This window comes from Streptomyces sp. NBC_00576 (assembly GCF_036345175.1).
GTDB lineage: Bacteria > Actinomycetota > Actinomycetes > Streptomycetales > Streptomycetaceae > Streptomyces.
In genome coordinates, this window is record NZ_CP107780.1 from 2131046 (window position 1) to 2151716 (window position 20671).

General features: G+C 71.5%; 17 protein-coding genes. 7 read left to right on the top strand and 10 right to left on the bottom strand.

From position 1 onward, the window contains the following. Nucleotides 1-124: 124 nt before the first annotated feature. The 4 genes from OG734_RS09060 to OG734_RS09075 all read right to left on the bottom strand — a co-directional run bounded on the left by OG734_RS09060 (nt 125) and on the right by OG734_RS09075 (nt 5235). Nucleotides 125-1282 carry an XdhC family protein gene (locus OG734_RS09060; RefSeq protein ID WP_330286960.1) on the bottom strand — a complete coding sequence of 386 codons (1158 nt, stop codon included), beginning with the start codon at nt 1280-1282 and terminating at the stop codon, nt 125-127. Nucleotides 1283-1356: 74 nt separating this feature from the next. Further along, nucleotides 1357-3756, bottom strand: a complete 2400-nt coding sequence (locus tag OG734_RS09065) for a xanthine dehydrogenase family protein molybdopterin-binding subunit (RefSeq protein ID WP_330286961.1) — start codon at nt 3754-3756, stop codon at nt 1357-1359. 1 nt (nt 3757) lies between these two features. Beyond that, nucleotides 3758-4345 (bottom strand): (2Fe-2S)-binding protein, encoded by a 588-nt coding sequence (locus OG734_RS09070; protein ID WP_330286962.1) that lies wholly within the window; start codon nt 4343-4345, stop codon nt 3758-3760. After that, nucleotides 4345-5235 (bottom strand): FAD binding domain-containing protein, encoded by an 891-nt coding sequence (locus OG734_RS09075; protein ID WP_330286963.1) that lies wholly within the window; start codon nt 5233-5235, stop codon nt 4345-4347. The genes OG734_RS09070 and OG734_RS09075 overlap by 1 nt, the downstream gene beginning before the upstream one ends. 299 nt (nt 5236-5534) lie before the next feature. Between OG734_RS09075 and OG734_RS09080 the strand changes: the two genes are divergently transcribed. Next, on the top strand, nt 5535-7232 hold the full coding sequence (locus OG734_RS09080; RefSeq protein WP_330286964.1) for a PucR family transcriptional regulator ligand-binding domain-containing protein: 1698 nt from the start codon (nt 5535-5537) through the stop codon (nt 7230-7232). Between the two features lie 194 nt (nt 7233-7426). After that, nucleotides 7427-8200 carry a hypothetical protein gene (locus OG734_RS09085; protein ID WP_330286965.1) on the top strand — a complete coding sequence of 258 codons (774 nt, stop codon included), beginning with the start codon at nt 7427-7429 and terminating at the stop codon, nt 8198-8200. Nucleotides 8201-8313: 113 nt separating this feature from the next. On the opposite strand, the gene OG734_RS09090 is transcribed toward OG734_RS09085, so the two are convergent. Beyond that, nucleotides 8314-9186: a GntR family transcriptional regulator gene (locus OG734_RS09090; protein WP_330286966.1), complete on the bottom strand. Its 873-nt coding sequence runs from the start codon at nt 9184-9186 to the stop codon at nt 8314-8316. 249 nt (nt 9187-9435) lie between these two features. Between OG734_RS09090 and OG734_RS09095 the strand changes: the two genes are divergently transcribed. After that, nucleotides 9436-10278, top strand: coding sequence for a (2Fe-2S)-binding protein (locus tag OG734_RS09095; protein WP_330286967.1), 843 nt, complete (start codon nt 9436-9438; stop codon nt 10276-10278). A 332-nt stretch (nt 10279-10610) separates the two neighbouring features. Then, on the top strand, nt 10611-11654 hold the full coding sequence (locus tag OG734_RS09100; RefSeq protein ID WP_330286968.1) for a DUF2637 domain-containing protein: 1044 nt from the start codon (nt 10611-10613) through the stop codon (nt 11652-11654). Between the two features lie 58 nt (nt 11655-11712). Here the strand turns inward: OG734_RS09100 and OG734_RS09105 are convergent, their stop codons facing one another. The 3 genes from OG734_RS09105 to OG734_RS09115 all read right to left on the bottom strand — a co-directional run bounded on the left by OG734_RS09105 (nt 11713) and on the right by OG734_RS09115 (nt 13918). Next, nucleotides 11713-12087: an ATP-binding protein gene (locus OG734_RS09105; RefSeq protein WP_330293613.1), complete on the bottom strand. Its 375-nt coding sequence runs from the start codon at nt 12085-12087 to the stop codon at nt 11713-11715. A 440-nt stretch (nt 12088-12527) separates the two neighbouring features. Further along, nucleotides 12528-12716: a hypothetical protein gene (locus tag OG734_RS09110; protein WP_330294038.1), complete on the bottom strand. Its 189-nt coding sequence runs from the start codon at nt 12714-12716 to the stop codon at nt 12528-12530. 530 nt (nt 12717-13246) lie between these two features. Beyond that, the gene (locus tag OG734_RS09115; protein WP_330286969.1) at nt 13247-13918 is read right to left on the bottom strand and encodes a hypothetical protein; all 672 of its coding nucleotides are present in this window, start codon (nt 13916-13918) and stop codon (nt 13247-13249) included. A gap of 263 nt (nt 13919-14181) precedes the next feature. Here OG734_RS09115 and OG734_RS09120 point away from each other — a divergent pair, with 263 nt between their 5' ends. Further along, nucleotides 14182-15411, top strand: a complete 1230-nt coding sequence (locus tag OG734_RS09120; protein WP_330286970.1) for a transcriptional regulator — start codon at nt 14182-14184, stop codon at nt 15409-15411. A gap of 33 nt (nt 15412-15444) precedes the next feature. On the opposite strand, the gene OG734_RS09125 is transcribed toward OG734_RS09120, so the two are convergent. Continuing rightward, entirely contained in the window at nt 15445-17712 is a 2268-nt protein-coding gene (locus OG734_RS09125; protein ID WP_330286971.1) for a protein phosphatase 2C domain-containing protein, read from the bottom strand. A gap of 359 nt (nt 17713-18071) precedes the next feature. Between OG734_RS09125 and OG734_RS09130 the strand changes: the two genes are divergently transcribed. Beyond that, nucleotides 18072-18554 (top strand): DUF456 domain-containing protein, encoded by a 483-nt coding sequence (locus tag OG734_RS09130; RefSeq protein WP_330286972.1) that lies wholly within the window; start codon nt 18072-18074, stop codon nt 18552-18554. Between the two features lie 270 nt (nt 18555-18824). Here the strand turns inward: OG734_RS09130 and OG734_RS09135 are convergent, their stop codons facing one another. Next, a complete protein-coding gene (locus OG734_RS09135) occupies nt 18825-20096 on the bottom strand; it encodes an SGNH/GDSL hydrolase family protein (RefSeq protein WP_330286973.1) in 1272 nt (423 codons plus the stop codon). A 129-nt stretch (nt 20097-20225) separates the two neighbouring features. Here OG734_RS09135 and OG734_RS09140 point away from each other — a divergent pair, with 129 nt between their 5' ends. Continuing rightward, entirely contained in the window at nt 20226-20597 is a 372-nt protein-coding gene (locus tag OG734_RS09140; RefSeq protein WP_330286974.1) for a PPOX class F420-dependent oxidoreductase, read from the top strand. Nucleotides 20598-20671: the final 74 nt, after the last annotated feature.

Genomic DNA, 20671 nt, shown 5'->3' on the forward strand with positions numbered 1-20671 from the left:
CGTTCCCGGTCGCCGAGGTCGTCAAGAACCTGGTCACCGTCCTGAACGCCCGGATGCCCGGTCCCGACGTGACGGCGCGCGGTTCGGCCGGGGCTTCGAGATCCCGGTTCGAGGGCGTGTGACGTCAGGCCACGGACCCGATCCGCCCCGCCGGTACCGACCCCGAGGTCACGTCGTGATGGATCGGGGTGTGCGCCCCCGTCAGCGAAACCCCGCTCCCGCCACGCCTGTTGGCGACGATCTCCGACGCGATGGACAACGCCGTCTCCTCGGGCGTACGAGCGCCGAGGTCCAGCCCGATCGGTGACCTGAGCCGCGCCAACTCCAGCTCTGTGACGCCGACTTCACGCAACCGCTCGTTCCGGTCCAGGTGGGTCCGGCGGGACCCCATCGCGCCGACGTACGCCACCGGCATCCGCAGTGCGAGCTGGAGCAGGGGTACGTCGAACTTGGCGTCGTGGGTGAGGACGCACAGGACCGTACGGGCGTCCACAGCCGTCCGTTCCAGGTACCGGTGCGGCCACTCGACGACGATCTCGTCCGCCTCGGGGAAACGGGCGGGCGTCGCGAAGACCGGGCGGGCGTCGCACACCGTCACGTGGTAGCCGAGGAACTTGCCCATGCGGGCCAGCGCCGACGCGAAGTCGATCGCGCCGAACACGATCATGCGGGGCGGCGGCACCGAGGACTCGACCAGGACCGTGAGCGGTGCTCCGCAACGAGAGCCCTGCTCGCCCATCTCCAGGGCGCCGGTGCGGCCGGCGTCGAGGTAGGCACGCGCCTCGGCGGCCACCGTACGGTCCAGCTCCGGGTGGGCGCCGAAGCCTCCCTCGTACGAGCCGTCCGGGCCGACGACCAGGGCGCGGCCCAGCAGTTCTCCCGGGCCGGAGACGATCCGCGCCACGGCCGCCGCCTCCCCGTTCGCGGCGGCGGCCAGAGCCGAGGCGAACACGGCACGGACGGGCGCGGACGCCCGTACCGGCGTCACCAGGATGTCGATGACACCGCCGCAGGTCAGGCCCACCGCGAAGGCGTCGTCGTCGCTGTAGCCGAAGCGTTCGAGGACCGACTCGCCATCTGCCAGGGCCTGTTGGCACAGCTCGTACACCGCGCCCTCCACACAACCGCCGGAGACCGAGCCGATCGCGGTGCCGTCGGCGTCCACCGCGAGGGCGGCACCGGGCTGACGGGGGCCACTGCCGCTCACGGCCACCACCGTGGCCACGGCGAAGTCACGTCCCTGCTCGACCCACCGGTGGAGTTCTTCGGCGATGTCCAGCATCTCGTTCTCCTTGCGGTGTGCGTGGTCGGGTGCGGGTCCGGTGGGGGCTGGTCGCGCACCCGACAACCAACCGACTACGCCGTACCCGTCAGGTGTTCAGGACGTACCGGTGTCTTCGCCAGTTCCAGTCCCGTCGCGTTGCGGATCGCCGCCAGGACGGCCGGAGTTGACGACAGCGTGGGCGCCTCGCCGACCCCTCGGAGGCCGTACGGGGCGTACTCGTCGGCGAGTTCGAGGACGTCGACCGGGATGGTCGGGGTGTCGAGAATGGTGGGGATCAGGTAGTCCGTGAAGGACGGGTTGCGCACCTTGGCCGTCCTGGGGTCGACGACGATCTCCTCCATGACCGCGATGCCGAGGCCCTGGGTGGTGCCGCCCTGGATCTGGCCGATGACCGACAGCGGGTTGAGCGCCTTGCCGACGTCCTGTGCGCAGGCCAGTTCGATGACCTTCACCATGCCCAGTTCGGTGTCGACCTCGACGACGGCCCGGTGCGCGGCGAACGAGTACTGGACGTGTCCGAAGCCCTGCCCGGTGCGGAGATCGAAGGGTTCGGTCGGCCGGTGCCGCCACTCCGCCTCGACCTCGACGGCCTCGTCGCCCAGGACGTCCACCAGGTCGGCGAGAACCTCGCCGGCGTCCGTGACGACCTTGCCGCCCTCCAGCAGCAGCTCGGCTGTGGCCCAAGCGGGGTGGTAGGAACCGAACTTGCGGCGCCCGACCTCCAGGACCTTCTCCCGGACCAGCTCGCACGAGTTCTTGACGGCGCCACCGGTGACGTACGTCTGCCGGGAGGCCGAGGTCGAACCGGCCGAGCCCACCTGGGTGTCGGCCGGTTGGATCGTCACCTGGGTGACGCCCAGCTCGGTGCGGGCGATCTGGGCGTGGACGGTGACCCCGCCCTGGCCGACCTCGGCCATCGCCGTATGCACGGTGGCCACCGGCTCGCCGCCGACAACCTCCATACGTACACGGGCAGTCGAGTAGTCGTCGAAGCCCTCGGAGAAGCCCACGTTCTTGATGCCGACCGCGTAGCCGATGCCCCGGACGACGCCCTCTCCGTGGGTGGTGTTGGAGAGGCCGCCCGGCAACTGACGTACGTCCGCCGCCTCGCCCGCCGTCAGCCACTGCTGTTCCGGAGGCAAAGGCATCGCCTTCACTCGGCGCAGGAGTTCGGCGACCGGGGCCGGGGAGTCGACGGCCTGTCCGGTGGGCAGCAGGGTGCCCTGTTCCATGGCGTTGAGGCGGCGGAACTCGACCCGGTCCATGCCCACCGCGTCGGCGAGCTTGTCCATCTGGGCCTCGTAGGCGAAGCAGGCCTGGACCGCGCCGAAGCCGCGCATCGCGCCGCAAGGCGGGTTGTTGGTGTAGAGGGCGATGCAGTCGATGTCGACGTCGTCGACGACGTACGGGCCGGCGCCGAGCGAGGCCGCGTTGCCGACGACCGCCGCGGAGGTGGAGGCGTACGCGCCGCCGTCGAGGACGATCCGCGCCTTCAGGTGGGTCAGCTTGCCGTCCTTGGTGGCCCCGTGCTCGTAGATGAGCTTCGCGGGGTGCCGGTGGACGTGGCCGAAGAAGGACTCGAAACGGTTGTAGACGATCTTCACCGGTTTGCCGGTGCGCAGGGCGAGCAGGCAGGCGTGGATCTGCATCGACAGGTCCTCGCGCCCTCCGAACGCGCCGCCGACGCCCGAGAGCGTCATCCGGACCTTGTCCTCGGGCAGGCCGAGCACGGGCGCGATCTGGCGCAGGTCGGAGTGCAGCCACTGGGTGGCGATGTAGAGGTCGACGCCGCCGTCCTCCGCGGGGACGGCCAGTCCCGACTCCGGGCCCAGGAACGCTTGGTCCTGCATGCCGAAGGTGTACTCACCGGTGACGATGAAGTCGGCGCGTGCGCGGGCGGCTTCGACGTCGCCGCGGACGATCGGCTGGCGGTGGACGATGTTCGGGTGGGCGACGTGACCGAAGTGGCGGTCGGTGCGGTTGTCGTGGATGAGGATCGCGTCCGGCGCGGTCGCGGAGGCCTCGTCGGTGACGACCGGCAGCTCGCGGTACTCGACCCTGATCTTGGCGGCGGCGCGGCGCGCGGTCTCCGGGTGGTCGGCGGCGACGATGGCGACCGGTTCACCGTGGTGGCGGACCCTGCCGTGGGCGAGGACCGGGGTGTCCTGGATCTCCAGGCCGTAGTTCTTCATGTCGGCCGGCAGATCGTCGTACGTCATGACGGCGTAGACGCCGGGCAGCGCGAGGGCCTCGCCCGTGTCGATCGACACGATCTCGGCGTGGGCGACCGGGGAGCGCAGGGTCTGGCCCCAGAGCATGTCCTCGTGCCACATGTCGGAGGAGTACGCGAACTCGCCGGTGACCTTGAGGATGCCGTCGGGGCGGAGCGTGGACTCGCCGATGCCGCCTTTGGTCTTCGAGCCCTGGGTGACCTTGGTGGGGGTCCCCAGGGGAGCACTTTTGCCGGGCATGTCAGACCGCCTCTCCCTGTCGGGCCGCCGCCAGCCGGACCGCGTCCATGATCTTCTCGTAGCCCGTGCAGCGGCACAGGTTGCCCGACAGCGCCTCGCGGATGTCCGCGTCGGTCGGGTTGGGGTTCTGCTCCAGCATCTCGTCGGCGGCGACCAGCAGACCGGGCGTGCAGAACCCGCACTGGACGGCGCCGGCGTCGATGAACGCCTGCTGGATGGGGGCCAGTTCGACGCCCTCGCCGGTCTGGGAGTCGCTGCTGCCCCTGGGCTCCCAACGCTTGGCCGCGTCAAGTGACGTACCGCAGGCGCCCGTTGCGCAACTGCCGTGCTCCGTACGCTGTTTGGCGTAGTCGGCGAGCCCTTCGACGGTGACGACCTCGCGCCCTTCCGCCTGCCCTGCCGCGACGAGACACGAGCACACCGGTACGCCGTCGAGGCGGACGGTGCACGAGCCGCACTCACCCTGCTCGCAGGCGTTCTTGGAGCCCGGCAGACCGAGCCGCTCCCGCAGGACGTACAGCAGGGACTCGCCCTCCCACACGTCGTCGGCCTCCTGCGGACGTCCGTTGACCGTGAAATTGACGCGCATTACGCGACTCCCTCCGTGCGAGCGGCGGTGCCGCGGTACGACTCCCAGGTCCACGTCAGCGTGCGGCGGGCCATCACGCCGACGGCGTGGCGGCGGTAGCTCGCGGTGCCCCGGACGTCGTCGATGGGGTTGCAGGCGCCCGCGCACAGATCGGCGAACTGCTTGGCGACCGACGGAGTGATGATCTTCCCGTTGTCCCAGAAGCCGCCCTCTTCGAGCGCCGCGTTCAGGAACTCCTCGGCGGCCTTCGCCCGGACGGGTGTGGGCGCCGCCGAACCGATGCCCGTACGGACGGTCCGGGTCGACGGGTGCAGTGCGAGTCCGAAGGCGCAGACCGCGATGACCATGGCGTTGCGGGTGCCGACCTTGGAGTACTGCTGGGGCCCGTCCGCCTTTTTGATGTGGACGGCGCGGATCAGCTCGTCGGGGGCGAGCGCGTTGCGCTTCACACCGGTGAAGAAGTCGTCGATCGGGATCAGCCGGGTCCCTCGTACGGACTCGGCCTCGACCTCCGCGCCCGCGGCGAGGAGCGCCGGGTGGGCGTCACCAGCCGGGGAGGCGGTGCCGAGGTTGCCGCCGACGCCGCCCCGGTTGCGGATCTGCGGGGAGGCGACCGTGTGCGAGGCGAGGGCCAGGCCCGGCAGTTCGCCGCGCAGGCTCTCCATGATCCGGGTGTACGGGACCGAGGCGCCGAGCCGCACGCTCTGCTCGCCGGTCTCCCACTCGTAGAGATCTCCGATGCGGGTCAGGTCGAGGAGGTACTCGGGCCGGCGGTGGTCGAAGTTGATCTCGACCATCACGTCGGTGCCGCCCGCGATCGGCACAGCGGTGGGGTGCTCGGCCTTCGCGGCGAGCGCCTCCTCCCAGCTGGCGGGGCGAAGGAAGTCCATGACCGCTCTTTTCCTCTTCGTCGCATGAGTCGTACCAGTGGGCTGTACCAGTGGGCCGTGCCCGTGGGTCGTGCCAATGGCTCGTTCATGTGCTGTTCACGTGCGGTGAAACCAGTACACAGGGCTGTGCTCCGCCTGGGTCAGTCACGGAAACCATGAAGGAGTTGGCTGGCCAGGGCGATCGTCTTGTAGATTCGTATGAACAGAGGCCATCAGTAACCTCTCCGATTTTCCCCGGAAACAGTGATCGCCGCGCAGGCGGAAAAGCGCGGCTCGCAAACAGAACGGCGGCGACGAGAATGCGGCTGCGCGCACTGCTGGACACCGACGCGCTGGGCCTCACGCTGCTCGGCGGCGAGGACGAGCTGGACCGCACCGTACGCGGGGTGATGACCACCGACCTCAGGGATCCCAGTCGCTACCTCTCGGGCGGCGAGCTGGTGCTCACGGGCCTGGCCTGGCGCCGGGACCCCGGGGACTCGGAGTCGTTCGTACGGCTCCTGGCGGGGGCCGGGGTCACGGCCCTGGGTGCCGGTGAGGCCGAACTGGGGAACATCCCGGCCGACCTGGTCGCGGCCTGCGCCCGGCACCGGCTGCCACTGTTCGCGGTGCACGAGTCGGTGGCGTTCGCGACGATCACCGAGCATGTCGTCCGGCAGGTGTCCGGCGAGCGCGCCGGGGATCTGGCGGCGGTCGTGGACCGGCACCGCCGGATGATGACCTCCGGTCCGGCGGGCGGCGGCCCCGACGTGGTCCTGGACCTGCTCGGCTCCGACCTCGACCTGCGCGCCTGGGTCCTCTCCCCCGCCGGACGTCTCATCGCGGGCTCGAAGGTCTCCGGCCCCGCCCCGGCCCCCGACGTGTGCGCGGCACTGGCGGCCGAGCACCTGACGGCGGCCCGCACCGGCAGCCGACATGTGCTCAGCCCCCACCGGGTGGCGGTGGGCGGCACGGCGTACTCCCTCTTCCCCGTCCGCGCGGGCGGCCGCACCGCCGCACAGGGCGGCTCACGGGACGTACGCGAGAGCCTGCTGTCCGACTGGCTGCTCGCCGTCGAGGCGGACGCCGGGGACTGGCCGGCGGAGCGGCTCGATCTGCTCCAGGGCGTCACACAGCTGATCGCGGTAGAACGCGACCGGCGCGACGCGGAACGCGTGGTGCGGCGACGGCTCGCAGAAGAGGTCCTGGAGCTGGTGCAGACAGGCGCCGCGCCCGCCGAGATCGCGGCCCGGTTGCGGGTCGCCGCACCGGTGCTGCTGCCCGGCCTCGGCGCGGCCCCGCACTGGCAGGTCGTCGTGGCCCGCGTGGACTGGGCCGGCGGCGAGGTCGAGGGCGGCCCGGTGGCCCAGACGTTGCTGGAGGAAATCCTTGTCGACCCCCTCCTGACGGGTCCGGAGCACTCCGACCGGATCGCCGTGGCCCATACGGGGGACGAGGCGATCGCCCTCGTACCGCTGCCGGCGGTGTCGTCGGTGTCGGCGGAGCACGACGGTTCGGAGGAGGGAATTCTGGCCGAAAAGCTGCTCGCCGGCGTGCGGGACCCGTTGTCGGCCGGCCTGGACGACGACGGGCGGCTCACGATCGGTGTCAGTGCGGCCGTGCACTCGGCGGAGGGGCTGCGCGGGGCACTGGAGGAGGCGCGGCACGCCCGCCGGGTGGCCGCGGCGCGCCCCGGCCGGGTGTGCGCGGCGGGCCACCAGGAGCTGGCCTCCCACGTGCTGCTGCTCCCGTTCGTCCCTGACGACGTCCGCCGCGCCTTCACGGCCCGCCTCCTCGACCCTCTGCGGGACTACGACCGGCGCCACCGCGCCGAGCTGATCCCGACGCTGGAGGCGTTCCTGGAGTGCGACGGCTCATGGACACGGTGCGCTGCGCGGCTGCATCTGCATGTCAACACGCTGCGGTACCGGGTGGGGCGGATCGAGCAGTTGACGAGCCGTGATCTGTCGCGGCTGGAGGACAAGCTGGACTTCTTCCTGGCACTGCGCATGAGTTGAGCCCACGCACAGAGAAAGCGGGGCGTGCGCGGTCCTGGCGCGCGCCGGGTGGGGCCGGTTGTGCGGCAACCGGGGTGCTCGTTCTTCCCCGACTTTGTGAATTCTTTCACCTACCCTCTTGGCCCGGCACCAAGATTCGTGTTGAGATGCCGCCACCACTCAACAGGCTCGATGGCGTGCTCGGGGAGGGCAACGTGGCGTACACCGCCATGTCTGGTTCCGGAACGACCTCTGGTGACGATCCACTCCAGACCGCGGTATGGCGGCTGCGCTCGCGCGCCTGCTGGGCGGACGCGGCGGCGCTGCTGGACGCCGCCACCCCCGACGCCTCGCTCCAGCGGGCCGCGCTGCTGGTGGAGCGATGCCTCTACACCGAGCAGGGCTGGGGAGAGGCCGAGGACGCGCTCCGTACGGCGGAGGCGCTGGCCCAGAGCGACGAGGAACGCGGCGCGGCGGCCTGTGAGCGCGGGCAGTTGGCGTACGCGGCGACACTGCTCGGCGTACGGGACCGTGCCGACGAGGCGCGGGCCGCGCTCGGCCGGGCGGCGGCGCTGATCCCGCCGGGGGCGTCGGGGCGGGCGGTGCTGGACTTCCGGCGGGGGCTGCTGGCGGAGAACCTGGCGCGGTCTCCGCAGGCCGCGCGGGCCGCGTATCGGCGGGCGCACGCGGGAGCCACCGCGCATGCCGATCCGCTGCTGCTGTCGTTCACGTGGCGTCATCTGGCCGGACTTGCCCTGCGGGACGGGGAGTTGGCGGAGGCGCGGCACGGGTTCAGCGAATCCCTGCGGATTCGGGAGGAGTTGGGGTATCTGGTGGGGACGGCGCCCGCGTTGGCCTCGCTCGCCGATGCGGAGTCCGAGCCGGAGGCTTCGCGGTTGCGGGCCGAGGCGGGGCGGTTGTTCCGGTTGCTCGGGGGTGTTCCCACCTGGCTGGCGCGGCAGTTGGCTCCGCCGGCTGCGTCTGCGTAGGTCGCGCCGACCGGGGGGGTTCGGTTGTTCGTCGGCTGCGGGTGCCCTGCGGCTTGTCGCGCCCACGCGGCGGAGCCGCAGATCAGATACAGCCCCGCGCCCCTGACGGTGGGTCAGTGAGCGCCTGTCACGTGGTCACGTGTCAGTGACTGGACCAGCTGGACGTCTCTTGCGATCAGGGCGTCCAGCAAGGTGACGTGGTCCTCCGCGTCCGCCAGGAGTGCCGCTCGGCCCGGCGTCGCCTTGGCGCCCACCAGGGGCCACTGGGCGCGGCGGTGGAGGTCGTCGGCGATCTGCACCAGTTGGGTGTTGCCGGCGAGGGACAGGACCGCCCGGTGGAAGGCTCGGTCGGTTTCCGCGTAGGTGGCCCGGCAGCCGGTGGACGCCGCGCGGGCCGTTGCCTCGGCGAGGGGGCGGAGTTCCGTCCAGCGTTCGGGGGGCACCGTGCGGGTCAGGCGGAGCAGCACCGGGAGTTCGATCAGGGCCCGGATCTCGGCCAGCTCGGCCAGTTCGCGGGCGCCTCGTTCCACGACGCGGAAGCCCCGGTTGGGGACGACCTCGACGGCGCCTTCCAGCGCGAGCTGCTGCATCGCCTCGCGGACGGGCGTCGCGGACACCCCGAAGCGGTCGCCCAGTGCGGGGGCCGAGTACACCTCCCCGGGTGCCAGCTCGCCCCCGACGAGCGCGGTGCGCAGCGCGTCGAGGATCTGGCCGCGCACGGAGGAACGCTGGACGACGGGACGTGCCTGTTCGGTGCGAGGCAGGGGGATCGGCTGCTCACTGTGCGTGTGCTCGCCCCGGGCACCGACTCCCGGCGCACCGGCTGCCGCGTCGGGACGGACCGCCGGACCCGTCGCCCCGGGGCGCCACCCTCGGTCCACGTCCGCAGCCCTGAGCTGCGGTGGAACGCGTACGGCGGCCGGGTGTGAGGCCGGGGCCCTGGTGTCGGGCGAGCCGTGCGCGCCCTGCGGGCCGGCGTGCTGCACGGGGGCCTCCTCCGGGCTAGATGGCACCTTGACGGCACATGGGGTCATTGCGGCGGGTTGTTACTCGCCCGTCAAGCACCATAGGCGCACATTCCGTCAGTTCAAATCCCGATTCGAGTCCAGGTTCGGATTTGCGCCGGATCCCCGGCCGGATCCGGTGTTAAATCCGGATCACATCGCGGGCATGATGGGTAAGGTAAGGCTTGCCTATGATCTTCGAGCGATCTATCGAGATTCGGTGGTCCCGACATGTCCGCTCCCGTACAGACCCGGTCCGCCGTCGCGGATGCGTACGACCGGCTCGCCGAGGCCTACCCGGACGCGGCCGTCATCGAACTGGGCCCCGGACAGCCTCATCCGCGCGGCGCCGGATGGGTTCGGGCCGCCGGGCTCGCGGCCGGCGACGGCGACCTCGACTCCTTCCTCGCGTGGGACGACGAGCAGGTACTGCGGGACTACGGTCAGCGGGGCCGCCCGGACGTCATCGCCGGTTTCGGGCTGCACCGGTACGCGTGGACCGCCTGCCTTCTGATCACCGTGCCGTGGTTCCTGCACCGCCGGGTGCCCCGACTGCCCGTCGAGGACGTCTCTTACCACCGCACCGACGGTCGCTTCAGCATCCGCACCGGCGCCTTCACCTGCCTGCCCGGCGACCCGGCGGCGGCCCTGCCCGGCGCCCGGGTCGTCGGTGACGAGGAGGCGCTGCGCGGGGAGGTGCGGGCGGCGCTCACCGAGCATCTGGAGCCCCTGCTCGGCGGTTTCGGGCCGCGCATGCGGCGGCGCGGACGGGCCCTGTGGGCCGTGGTGACCGACGACGTCGTGGAGGGCCTGCATTACATAGGACAAGTCGTCGGGGAAGGGGACCGGGCACAGCGGGAGTTGGAGCTGCTGCTGCCGGGCTCGACCCGGCCGTTCGTCGGGTCGGCGGGCTTCGGGGAACTGACCGGGCCGAACGGCACTCCACTGCCCACCCGCGACCGGGCCGGCTGCTGTTTCTTCTACACGATCCGCCCGGACGAGATGTGCGACAACTGCCCACGGACCTGCGAGAACGACCGCATCGCCAAGCTGACGGCCGCAGCCACCAGTTGAGGAACCCTCAGCAATGGGCCCCTCCCCCCGTGACCCGGCAGGGCGTGCCGTAGGATCGCCGCCGTAAGATCATGTTCGATTGAGGCCTCGTACGGTTACAGCCACTTCACAAGTTCCTCACTTGTCGCAGGAACTTTCCGTGGAACCACCCGTACGGGTAGTCTTATTCGAACTCAACTCCCGCCCCTCAAGCGGCAGTTCGAGCAGAATGTCGCCCTGAGCATCCCCTTGCACCTCCTTAGGCGGCCTCTTGCCCCGAAACCCCCTGAGGGCTGAGGGGATTGGGCCACTATGGCGGGCGTTACGCCCTATCCCAATGCAAGGGACCCCAGATGAGACTGACCGACATATCGCTTAACTGGCTGCTTCCGGGCGCCGTACTGCTCCTGGGCGTGCTGGCGGCGGTGGCGGTGCTGGCGCGCGGCAAGCGCTCCTCGGGGACGAAAGCGAGCCAGGACGACTCGTGGGAGCGCACCGAAGAGCGCCGCAGGCGCAAGGAAGCCATATTCGCCTCGGCGTCCTACGTCCTCCTCTTCTGCTGTGCAGCGGTCGCCGCAGCGCTTTCCTTCCACGGCCTCGTCGGCTTCGGCGAGCAGAACCTGAACCTCACCGACGGCTGGCAGTACCTCGTCCCGTTCGGTCTCGACGGAGCGGCCATGTTCTGCTCCGTACTCGCGGTGCGCGAGGCGAGCCACGGTGACGCCGCCCTCGGCTCCCGGATACTCGTATGGCTGTTCGCGGCCGCGGCCGCCTGGTTCAACTGGGTGCACGCGCCCCGGGGTCTCGACAACGCGGGCGCCCCGCAATTCTTCGCCGGTATGTCCCTGTCCGCCGCGGTGCTCTTCGACCGCGCGCTGAAGCAGACCCGCCGGGCCGCCCTGCGCGAGCAGGGTCTGGTGCCGCGTCCGCTGCCGCAGATCCGTATGGTCCGCTGGGCGCGGGCGCCCCGCGAGACGTACAAGGCCTGGTCGCTGATGCTCCTCGAGGGCGTCCGCAGCCTGGACGAAGCGGTCGACGAGGTGCGCGAGGACCGGCGCCAGAAGGAGCAGGCGCGTCTGCGCCGGCGTGAGCAGGAGCGAGCCGAGCGCGCGCACCTCAAGGCGATCAGCCGGGGCCACCGCGGCCCGTTCGGCGGCGGTGGCGGTGGCGGCGGTCAGCAGGTCGAGGTGGAGCGGGCGCCCGCCCAGGTCACCTCGGAACCTGCCATATCCTCCGCGGAGCAGCTGCCCCTGCGCGCCCGTCCCTCCCTTCAGCCCGTTCGTGGCAGCAGTGACTCGATCACTGTCGACCTGACGGCGGAGGACGACACGATGGCCCTGCCCCGCCTGGACTCCCTGGAGCGCAAGCTCCGGGACCTCGAGCAGCAGTACGGCTGAGCAGAGCAGCACTGCTGAGCACGAGTTGAGCGCGAACCGACATGGGGGCGTGGCCTGTTCAGGCCGCGCCCCCGTTCAGTTCGAACCACACCGCCTTGCCCACGCCGTGCGCCCGGACTCCCCACGCGTCGGCGAGGGACTCCACCAGGACCAGACCTCTGCCATGCGTACCGTCGTCGGCGATCGGTGCGCGCAGCCTCGGCCTGCGTCCCACGAAGTCCCGTACCTCCACGCGTAATCCGTGCGGCGAGACGGTGGCCGTCAGCACCGCGTCGCGGTCGGTGTGGACCAGCGCGTTGGTGACCAGCTCGCTGGTGAGCAGTTCCGCTATCTCCGAACTGCCGGGCCTCCCCCAGTGCCGCAGCAGCTCGCGCAGTGCTCTGCGGGCCTCCGGTACCTCCCGCAGATCCGAACAACCCAGCCTGCGCCTCATCTGCGACGCCTCCCCCCGGTCCACGCCACCGTCATCACCGATGCCGATGCCGTTGTCGTTGTCGATGTCGTTCTCGGCCGTTTCCTCCGCCGTTTTCGCCGCGAAGGCCCCGATGATCACGGGACCGCCCCCTCGTGCCTGCCTCTTCATGACCCCCGCCCGGACGCTGGTGTAGTCCCCTCCTGATCGAACGCGTTCACGGGATCCATGCCCCCGACCTGAACACGCCAGTCATGTCGAATCCTCAACGACCGGATGTACGGGGCTGGTTGGACTGTTACTGGCCGGATCAGGACATCGACCGCGCCCGCCGGGCGCGGCTGGAGGGACGTCTGGAGCGGACGCTGCGGCAGTTCACGCGCCCGTCCAGCCGAGGACGGGCGCGTGAGGGCGGCGGATCGGCCGAACTGTCCAGGGCGGGCTGCCGATCCGGCCGTAGGTCACTTCCCGCCGATGCCCTTCGTGCCGATGTGGATGATCCGGTGGTCCCGGGTCATGTCGACGACCAGCTTGGTGGTGCTCCCCGAGCCCCAGGTCAGCGTGATGCCGGCCTCCGTGTGGTCGGCGGTGCCGTTGTCGGTGACCGTCCAGCGGAGGGGTTGGAGCTGTTCGCCAAGGAGTGCGCACAAGGCCGAACTAGCTCGATCGTGTGATCGTCCGCGTGAGGGCTTGCGGCGCCCTGGGCTGTTCGGGCTAACGTGGTTGTGCGACCTGGCCGGTTGGGTACGGCGTCAGCGTGCGGGGCCCCTGCTCCACCAGAGTGATGGTTCAGGGCCTCCCCGTCGCCTCTGGCCGTACCCAACCGGCCAGGTCGCGAGGGCTGTGTCCATCAGCGGCCTCCGGCCGCGGGGGCCTCCCGGGCTCGGACCACGCACACGATGCGTGTCGCCACCCGGGGTCGAGAACGCCGGGGACCAGCTCGCCCAAGACCGTTCGGGGCGCGCGGCTGAACGGACTCACGCCCGCTCAGTCCACAGGAACGGTGGATGTAGTACTTGCGGAGCGCCGGAGCTTTCCGCCGGCACCGGGGCCGCTCTGGGCGTCGATGTAGGCGCCGTAGAAGTCGGCGACGCGCGTCACGGAGTCGGACGGGCTGCCGGTCAGCGTCCGGGGCGCCGAGGCGGCGGCCTTGGCCGGGGTCGCCTGGGCCGAGGCCGGGTCAGTAGAGCTTCTTGACCGCCGTGGTCGTCGTCTTCTTGAAGGCCGGCACCGGGGCGTCTTCGAAGTCGCCCAACTGGCTCCAGTCCACGACCGTGACGGCGTGGCCGTCCCGGCCGACCGACAGGAGACGGATGTCGGTGGCGCCGTACGAGGTCTCGGTGTGCAGGCCGTAGACGTGCGCGCCCTCCTCGACCGGGAGCGTGCCGTAGTCCTTGAACTCGGCCTCGACCTCGGGGTCGGACTGCTCGATCCGCGTCGGGCACGAGCGGATCTCCTTGTTGAGCCGCGTGGCGAGAGCCTTGGCCTTGGCGTCGCTGGCGACGACGATCGTGAGCTGGCGGGCGCTGGTGTCCAGGTCGGTGCGGAACGCGCGGTACCGGGAGTCGTAACCCGGCAGCGCCGCGTCGAGGCAGAACCTCAGCTCGTCCGGCACCCCGTCCTTGACCTTGTCCGCCGTCCAGGCGGAGCTGGGGTGCGGCGGCAGTTCGGCGGCCGAGAGGAAGGCGGGCGGGGTCGGGGCGCTCGCCTTCGCGGTGGCACCGGCCGGGGCCGCCAGGGCGACCCCCGCTGCGGCTGCGGCGAGGGCGGTGAGTGCGGACAGCGCGGTGAGCATGCCGGCGCGGGTGGTGCGGGTGGTGCGGGTGGTGGCGTGTACATCGCGAGTGGGCATGGGTGTCCCCCGTGTCTGGGTGCACGACTGTGCACGGATTCGCATGAGCGGGTGATGTGTCGGATGTCGCCGCGCCGGGTGGTCGTCGGTCCGGCGGCGGTCGGTGCGACACCCAAAGCATCGGCCGCCACTCGGCGCGACCGCAACCGGTGACACGCGATCCGCCACGGTGGAACCATCCCATCCCCCCTGACGTGCAGGTATATGGAGTGCCTGGGATGCCGTTCCGGGACGCGAGGATCAGATGAGGACGGGGGAAGGGTGTGTCGACGTACGACGACGTGGCGGAGTTCGCGGCGCTGCTGACGCGACTGAAGGGGCGTACGGACCGCAGTTACGGCTCACTGGCCCGGCGCCTGGCCATGAACACGTCCACCCTGCACCGCTACTGCTCCGGCGACACGGTCCCCCTGGACTTCGCCCCGGTGGAACGGTTCGCCGCGCTGTGCGGAGCGTCGCCGGAGGAGCGCGTGGAACTGCACCGCCGGTGGATCCTGGCGGTGGCGGCACGGCAACGCACGCGTACGGCAGCGGAACCGGGTACATCCGCCGAACCGACCACGTTCGAGGAACCCGGTACGTCCGCCGAACCGGGTACGTCCGCAAAACCGGAAACGTTCGCGGAACCCGGTACGTCCGACGCGGGGGACGCCCCCTCTGCGCCCGCCACCCCGGGCGAGCCCACTCCCGCCGACCGTCCCGCTGACCGTCCCGCCGGCCGCCGCCCCTGGTACCAGCACCGTCGGATCGCGGTCACCGCGGCCGTGGCCGGCACACTCCTCGCCACACTGGGCAGCCTGTCGGCCCTGTCCGCCGACCGCTCCCCGCCCAAGACGCCCCCGGCCCGGTCGCCCTCCCCGACCCCGACCAAGACCTCCCCCGCGCCGATCACCTGGACCGCTAACTCGCAGGCCTGGGCGCTCGGTTGCGGCCACGACTACGTCATCGCCAAGTTACCGAAGCAGGTCCCTCCGCCGCCCGCCGCGCAGGACGCCGGTCCATGGGCGGCGACCCAGCACGCGGTGCACGGCGGCGACACCAACGTCGAGATCTCGGTGCAGGGGCGGACATCGACCGCGGTGGTCCTGGAGGCGCTCCGGGTCCGGGTGGTCGGGCGGAGCGCTCCCGCCGAGGGCACCGCGTACTCCATGGACCAGGGCTGCGGCGGCTCGATCACTCCCCGCTCCTTCTCCGTCGACCTCGACAAGGACCGGCCCATCGCCCGCTCGGCGCCCGGCAACGACGTGGGGACGCCGATTCCGGCGGTGCGCTTCCCCTACCGCGTCTCCGCCCAGGATCCAGAGGTGCTGCTGGTCACCGCCCGGACCGTGACCTGCGACTGCCGCTGGTACCTGGAGCTCGACTGGTCCTCCCAGGGCCGCACCGGCACCGTGCGCATCGACGACGCCGGACGCCCGTTCCGGACCAGCGGCATCAAGGGGCTGCCCCGCTACTGGTACTCGATGCGCGAGTGGGTCCCGCGCACGGACTGACCAGCCCCATCCACAACGTCCCGTTGCGCCCGGTCACGTCTCCCAGACGGCGGCGGCCGTACGGTCGTCCGCGTATCCCTTGACCCGTACCTGGGTGTCCGCGAGGAACGCGGCGAGGCCGGGCGGGGTACCGCCGGACCACCGTCCCGTGAGGTACTCGCACAGCTCGGGCTCACCGCGCAACGGCTCGGCGAGGCCGCCGGTGCACAGCAGGAGCGTGTCCCCGGGGCGGGCGACGGAGGCGCGGAAACGGAAGGGTTCGCGGGGCGGTTCGGGGGCGGGCTCGTAGGGGCTCGGAGGTGTCGTGATCCCGAGGTCCATGGTGAGCCGGTCCCCGTCCGGGGTCTCGTGGGGCAGCGAACCGAATCCGACGACGGGCTCACCGGCCGGGATGTCGGCGACCCGCGGTTCGATGTCCTGCCATTCGCCGTCCCGCAGCCGGAACAGTCCGCCGGCGCCGACGCCGAAGAAGACTCGTGTACGACAGTCAGGGTCGGCGGGAAGCAGCAGACAGCGCAGGCCCGCGGTGTACTCCTCGGGTTCGATGCCCTGCTCGGCGGCGCTCGCCCGGAGCTTGCCGAGGCTGCGGTCGGTGAGCCGGTGCAGCCCCGACTTGAGGTCGCCGCGCCGGGCGGCGCGGAGGTCCTCGGCGAGCCGTACATGGCTGCGGCCCACCGCCCGCCCGATCCACTGGCATGCCTCGGCGGCGGCCCGGTGCGCGCCGGGCGTGGCACGGGCGCCGGTCGCCATCGCGATGAGGACGAGTGCGTGGTCGCCCGTTCCGAAGCGGGCGGTGAGGAGGGAGTCGCGGCGGGGCTCACCCCTGAAGCGCGCGGAGTCCCCGCGCAGCGAGACGGCCCGGAGCGTGCAGGCGCCGTATTGCGCCCCGTCGAGCACGGTGTCCGCGACGAGGTCCCCCAGGTCGTCGGGGTCGGCGGGCGGGAGGGCGGTGGGTTCGGGCGCGTAGGTGGGGGGACCTGAGCCGACGTAGTCGACGGTGGTGGGAGGCCCGGCGATGGCGACGGCGACGGCGGACCCGGGTGTCCCGGAACTCTCCGGCGGCTCCAGCGCCTTCGGCGTCTCGGGCGGGAGTGCGGGGAGGTCCGGGCGGGTGGGAGTCCGGCGGGAAGGGGGATTGGGCAGGGGGCTGTCCTGGCCGCTATCGGCGGGGGTGGCGTCGCGCGGCGGCTCGGCCGGCGGGCTCCCCCAGGCGGAATGGGGCGATTTCCCCGAGGCCGGCCTCCCCGGGGAACCCCAACCCTGCCCGCCCTCTCCGGCCGAGGCATCCCCGGAGGGCTGCGCTGGTGAACTTTCCCGCGCGGATGCGGATGCGGATACGGATACGGGGCCGGGCGGGGCGGACGGACGCAGCGGAACGTCCCACACGGCACCGGTGACATCGACGGAATCCGGGACTTCGGAGCCTGCCACCCGGCCACCCTCACGGGCCGACCCCACGTACCCAACCCCACCCGCGTCCACGAACCCAGCACCAGGCGCGGCAGACGGACGCGGCAAAGCGCCCCACGGGGCACCGGTGGCGTCGGCGGAATCCGATGCGTCGGAGCTCGCCGCCCGGGCAGCCTCACGAGCCGACGCCACGCCCTCGCCTGCGCCTGCGCCTGCGCCTGCGTCCATGAACTCAGTGCCCGGAGCGGGCGGGTCCACGGCGGCTTCCCCGTCGAGGCGTCCCGGTGCGCCTGGGGGTTTCTCGGGGGTCGGTGCCCGTCCGGGAGCGGGTGTCGTGGGGGTCTCTGTCGGGCTCAGGGTGCCGCCGCTGTCAGCCGACGGCGCGGGGGTGCGGTCCCGGAAGCCCGGGGGTTTGGGCCCCGGCGGGAAGGTCACGGGGCGCGAGGGCATGGCGGGCGGGGGTTCCCACGGGGCCCGGGGCCGCCCCGGGCCGCTGCCGCGCCGTACGTCCCACGTCCCGTAGGGGGCGCCGCCGCGCTGTGGCGGAACCCCGGGGCCGGGGCCACTGAACGGCGGCTCCGGTGTTCGTCCCTCGCCCTGACTGCGCCAGGCGGGCGCGGGAGGCGAGTCCTGAGTCGGTGCGGGCTGCGACGGCCGCGGCGGCAGCGGTGGCAGGGGCCCCGCCCCCAAGTCGTCCCCCTTCTCGGACACGCTTTCGCGCCCGAACACCGCGTCGGCCTGCGAAGCGTCGACCGTGCCCGACGCCGAGGCGAACCGGTCGTCCAGGGAGTCGCCCGCGGCCGTGGGCCCGGTGTCCTCGGTGGAGTCGTCGTACAACTGCCCCCACCAGTCGTCCTCGTGACCGGTGGACCTCTCCCCCTGCTGGCTCATGCCCCCAATTGTCCACCGTATGGGCCGGTTGAAAACGGGGCATCCGGAAAATCCGGCGGGACGCCCCGTCGTGAACGGCGTGTTCGACGGCGTGTCGGATGACACGGCGAACGTCCGTACGAAAGTCGCCGGGCGATCCCACCCCCCACGGGAGAACCGCCCGGCGACGCCAGGGTGACCTGTTCCGGTCCACTCCGACCCGAGTGTGACCGGTCTTCCTTGGGTTCCGCTGTGGTTCGCGGTGGCGGCACGCGTACGAGCGGGGCCGGCCGGCCCAGGACCGCCGTGGCTGCCCCTGTCCTCCCTCTCCCCCCATCTCCTGGCCTGCGCTTTCCTCCGTCCTCCGGCAGGCTGGGCAGATGGGAGCGTGGGATCTCCTGCTGATCGGCCTGGTCATGCTGTTCGGTCTGTGCGGAGTTCTGGTACCCGGGTTGCCGGGGTCGTGGCTCGTGTGGGCCGCGGTCCTGTGGTGGGCGCTGAAGGATCCACAGGCGGTCTCCTGGTGGGTGCTCGTGGGCACGACCGTCGTCCTGTTCCTGTCCCAGGTGGTGCGCTGGCAACTGCCCCCGCGCCGACTGCGTGCGAGCGGCGCCACCCGCCGAATGGCGGTGTACGCCGGGACCGGCGCCCTTCTCGGCTTCTTCCTGCTGCCCGTGCTCGGCGCGCTCCCCGGCTTCATCGGAGGTGTCTATCTCCACGAACGCATGCGGCTCGGCCGGCACGGCGAGGCGAAGGCGGCGGTACGGAGGGTGATGCGGGCGGGCGGCACCAGTGTCCTCGTCGAACTCTTCACCTGTCTACTGATCATGGGCGCGTGGCTTGGCGCCATATTCTGGGGCTGATACATCGGATCTCTCTCGCATCATTGACGGCCACTCACCTCTTCTCTACGTTGCATCCGGGGATAGCTCCGATGAATTGGCGAGCTGATCGCCCAGGGCCACGCACGCCGCGTGCACCTGGTCCACCCCGCGCACACCACGATCCGCACGCGTGATGTTCATTCGGGCTGGTCTCAAGCCGGCTGGTCTCGAGGGCACAAGACCGTCCGGGGCGCCGCCCCGGACGGCTGCCTGAGCCGGGAACCCCCTTCCCTTCAAGGAGGGGAGGATTCAAAGACTCCTGAGGTCGGCCAGGTTGATCCTGTCGGCCATGGCCCGCATGCCGGCGGCGTTGAAGTGGAGGTGGTCGCCGGGGTCGTAGGCAGCGCGCAAACGGTGCGGGAACGCCGGGTCCCGGACGGCGGCGTCGAAGTCGACGACCGCGTCGAAGAGACCGCGGCCACGGATGACGGTGTTCACCTGGCGGCGTACGGATTCGCGGGCCTCGCTCCACCGGGCATGGCCGCCGTACGGGGTGATGGTGGCGCCGATGACACGGATGCCGTGGGCGTGGGCGCGGGACACGAGCGACTTGTAGGCCTCCTCGAAGGCGCGCGGGACGGTCTGTTCGGGAGTGCCGTTGATGTCGTTGATGCCCTCGTACACGATCAGCGCGCGCACCCGGGTCCGCGAGAGGACGTCGGCGTCGAAGCGGGTCAGGGCGCGCGGGCCGACGCCGTCGAGGAGGACTCGGTTGCCGGAGATACCCGCGTTGAGGACGCCGAGGCGGCGACTCGGGGGCAGTGCGGCGAGCCGGTCGGCAAGGCGGTCGGGCCAGCGACGGTTGGTGTCGGAGGCCGTGTTGCCGCCGTCGGTGAGGGAGTCGCCGAGCGCGACCACGCTGCCGGCGGCGGGTGCGTCGAGGACGTCCACGCCGGTGACGTAGTACCAGGAGCCGAGAGTCCTGGTGTAGGCGTCGCCGTCCTCCGCCGCCGCCCAGTCGCCGCTCGGGGCAACGAAGTTGGTCTGCCTCGCCGTACGGTGGTAGGTCACCGGTCCGGAGTCGCCCGGGGTGTGGACGGTGACGAGCAGATTGGCGCCGGCCGGTACGGCGAGCTTGACGGCGTCGGTGACCCGGTCCCGGCCCGCCGGGATCGTCACCGTGGGGACGCCCGCGAAAGTGGCCGTACGCATCGAGCCGGGTGCGGCGTCCGGGCTCTTCGGTTCGCCGGGTTCCTGGAGGGCTACCGTGACTGCGCCGAGACGCAGGGGCTTCGTGCCGAGCCGGTTGGTGAGGCGGATGCGCAGCGCGCTGCCACCGACGCTGATGTGCAGGACGTTGCGGATGGAGGCGCCGGGCCTGGCCGGGACGGTTCCGGAGGCGGCGGCCTCCCAGGTCCCGGTCCAGACGCGGGCAACGGGGGTTTCCCGGACGGGAGACGAGAAGGGAGCCGGGGGCGGTACGGGGATGCTCCCCGTGTCGGCTCTCGCTACGGGCGGGACGATCGCCAGGGCGGTCACCAGGGCCACGAGGACATGCCGAACCATGATCGCGCGGGTCATGGCGCATGGTTTCCCGCCCGGTCGGTCGCGCCAACGCACTTGTCACACCCCTGGCGGCACGCACGTACGTTCGCACGTACCCCCGCGTTTTCGCTGCGCCTGCCGGGGCCGCCGTGTTTGGCTTCCGCCATGACCGAATTCAGCGCGGCCGAGCGGGCCTACCTCCGGACCCAGCGGCTGGGGCGGCTGGCCACCGTCGATCCCAACGGGCAGCCACAGGCGAACCCCGTCGCCTTCTTCCCTCAGGACGACGGGACGATCCTGATCGGCGGTTTCGCGATGGGCACCACCAAGAAGTGGCGCAACCTGGAGAAGAACCCGAAGGTCGCACTGGTCGTCGACGACGTGGTGAGCGTGAGCCCCTGGAAGGTGCGCGGCGTCGACATCCGCGGCGAGGCCGAACTCCTCACGGGCCCCCACGAGTTGGGCCCGCACTTCAGCGAGGAAGTGATCCGCGTCCATCCAAGGCGTATCCACAGCTGGGGCCTGGAGGAGGAGTGAGACCGCTTCAGGGTGACGGCCGGCCAGCCGAGGCGGCAGTAGATGCCGGCCCGGTGCCCTGAAGCGCCGGCCAG

Coding starts and splice junctions, on each gene's coding strand:
- OG734_RS09125 (WP_330286971.1), bottom strand. CDS start 17,712: ATGAGCCAGCAGGGGGAGAGGTCCACCGGTCACGAGGACGACTGGTGG.
- OG734_RS09095 (WP_330286967.1), top strand. CDS start 9,436: ATGTCCGCTCCCGTACAGACCCGGTCCGCCGTCGCGGATGCGTACGAC.
- OG734_RS09105 (WP_330293613.1), bottom strand. CDS start 12,087: ATGAGGCGCAGGCTGGGTTGTTCGGATCTGCGGGAGGTACCGGAGGCC.
- OG734_RS09075 (WP_330286963.1), bottom strand. CDS start 5,235: ATGGACTTCCTTCGCCCCGCCAGCTGGGAGGAGGCGCTCGCCGCGAAG.
- OG734_RS09140 (WP_330286974.1), top strand. CDS start 20,226: ATGACCGAATTCAGCGCGGCCGAGCGGGCCTACCTCCGGACCCAGCGG.
- OG734_RS09080 (WP_330286964.1), top strand. CDS start 5,535: ATGCGGCTGCGCGCACTGCTGGACACCGACGCGCTGGGCCTCACGCTG.
- OG734_RS09130 (WP_330286972.1), top strand. CDS start 18,072: ATGGGAGCGTGGGATCTCCTGCTGATCGGCCTGGTCATGCTGTTCGGT.
- OG734_RS09100 (WP_330286968.1), top strand. CDS start 10,611: ATGAGACTGACCGACATATCGCTTAACTGGCTGCTTCCGGGCGCCGTA.
- OG734_RS09065 (WP_330286961.1), bottom strand. CDS start 3,756: ATGCCCGGCAAAAGTGCTCCCCTGGGGACCCCCACCAAGGTCACCCAG.
- OG734_RS09060 (WP_330286960.1), bottom strand. CDS start 1,282: ATGCTGGACATCGCCGAAGAACTCCACCGGTGGGTCGAGCAGGGACGT.
- OG734_RS09115 (WP_330286969.1), bottom strand. CDS start 13,918: ATGCCCACTCGCGATGTACACGCCACCACCCGCACCACCCGCACCACC.
- OG734_RS09135 (WP_330286973.1), bottom strand. CDS start 20,096: ATGACCCGCGCGATCATGGTTCGGCATGTCCTCGTGGCCCTGGTGACC.
- OG734_RS09070 (WP_330286962.1), bottom strand. CDS start 4,345: ATGCGCGTCAATTTCACGGTCAACGGACGTCCGCAGGAGGCCGACGAC.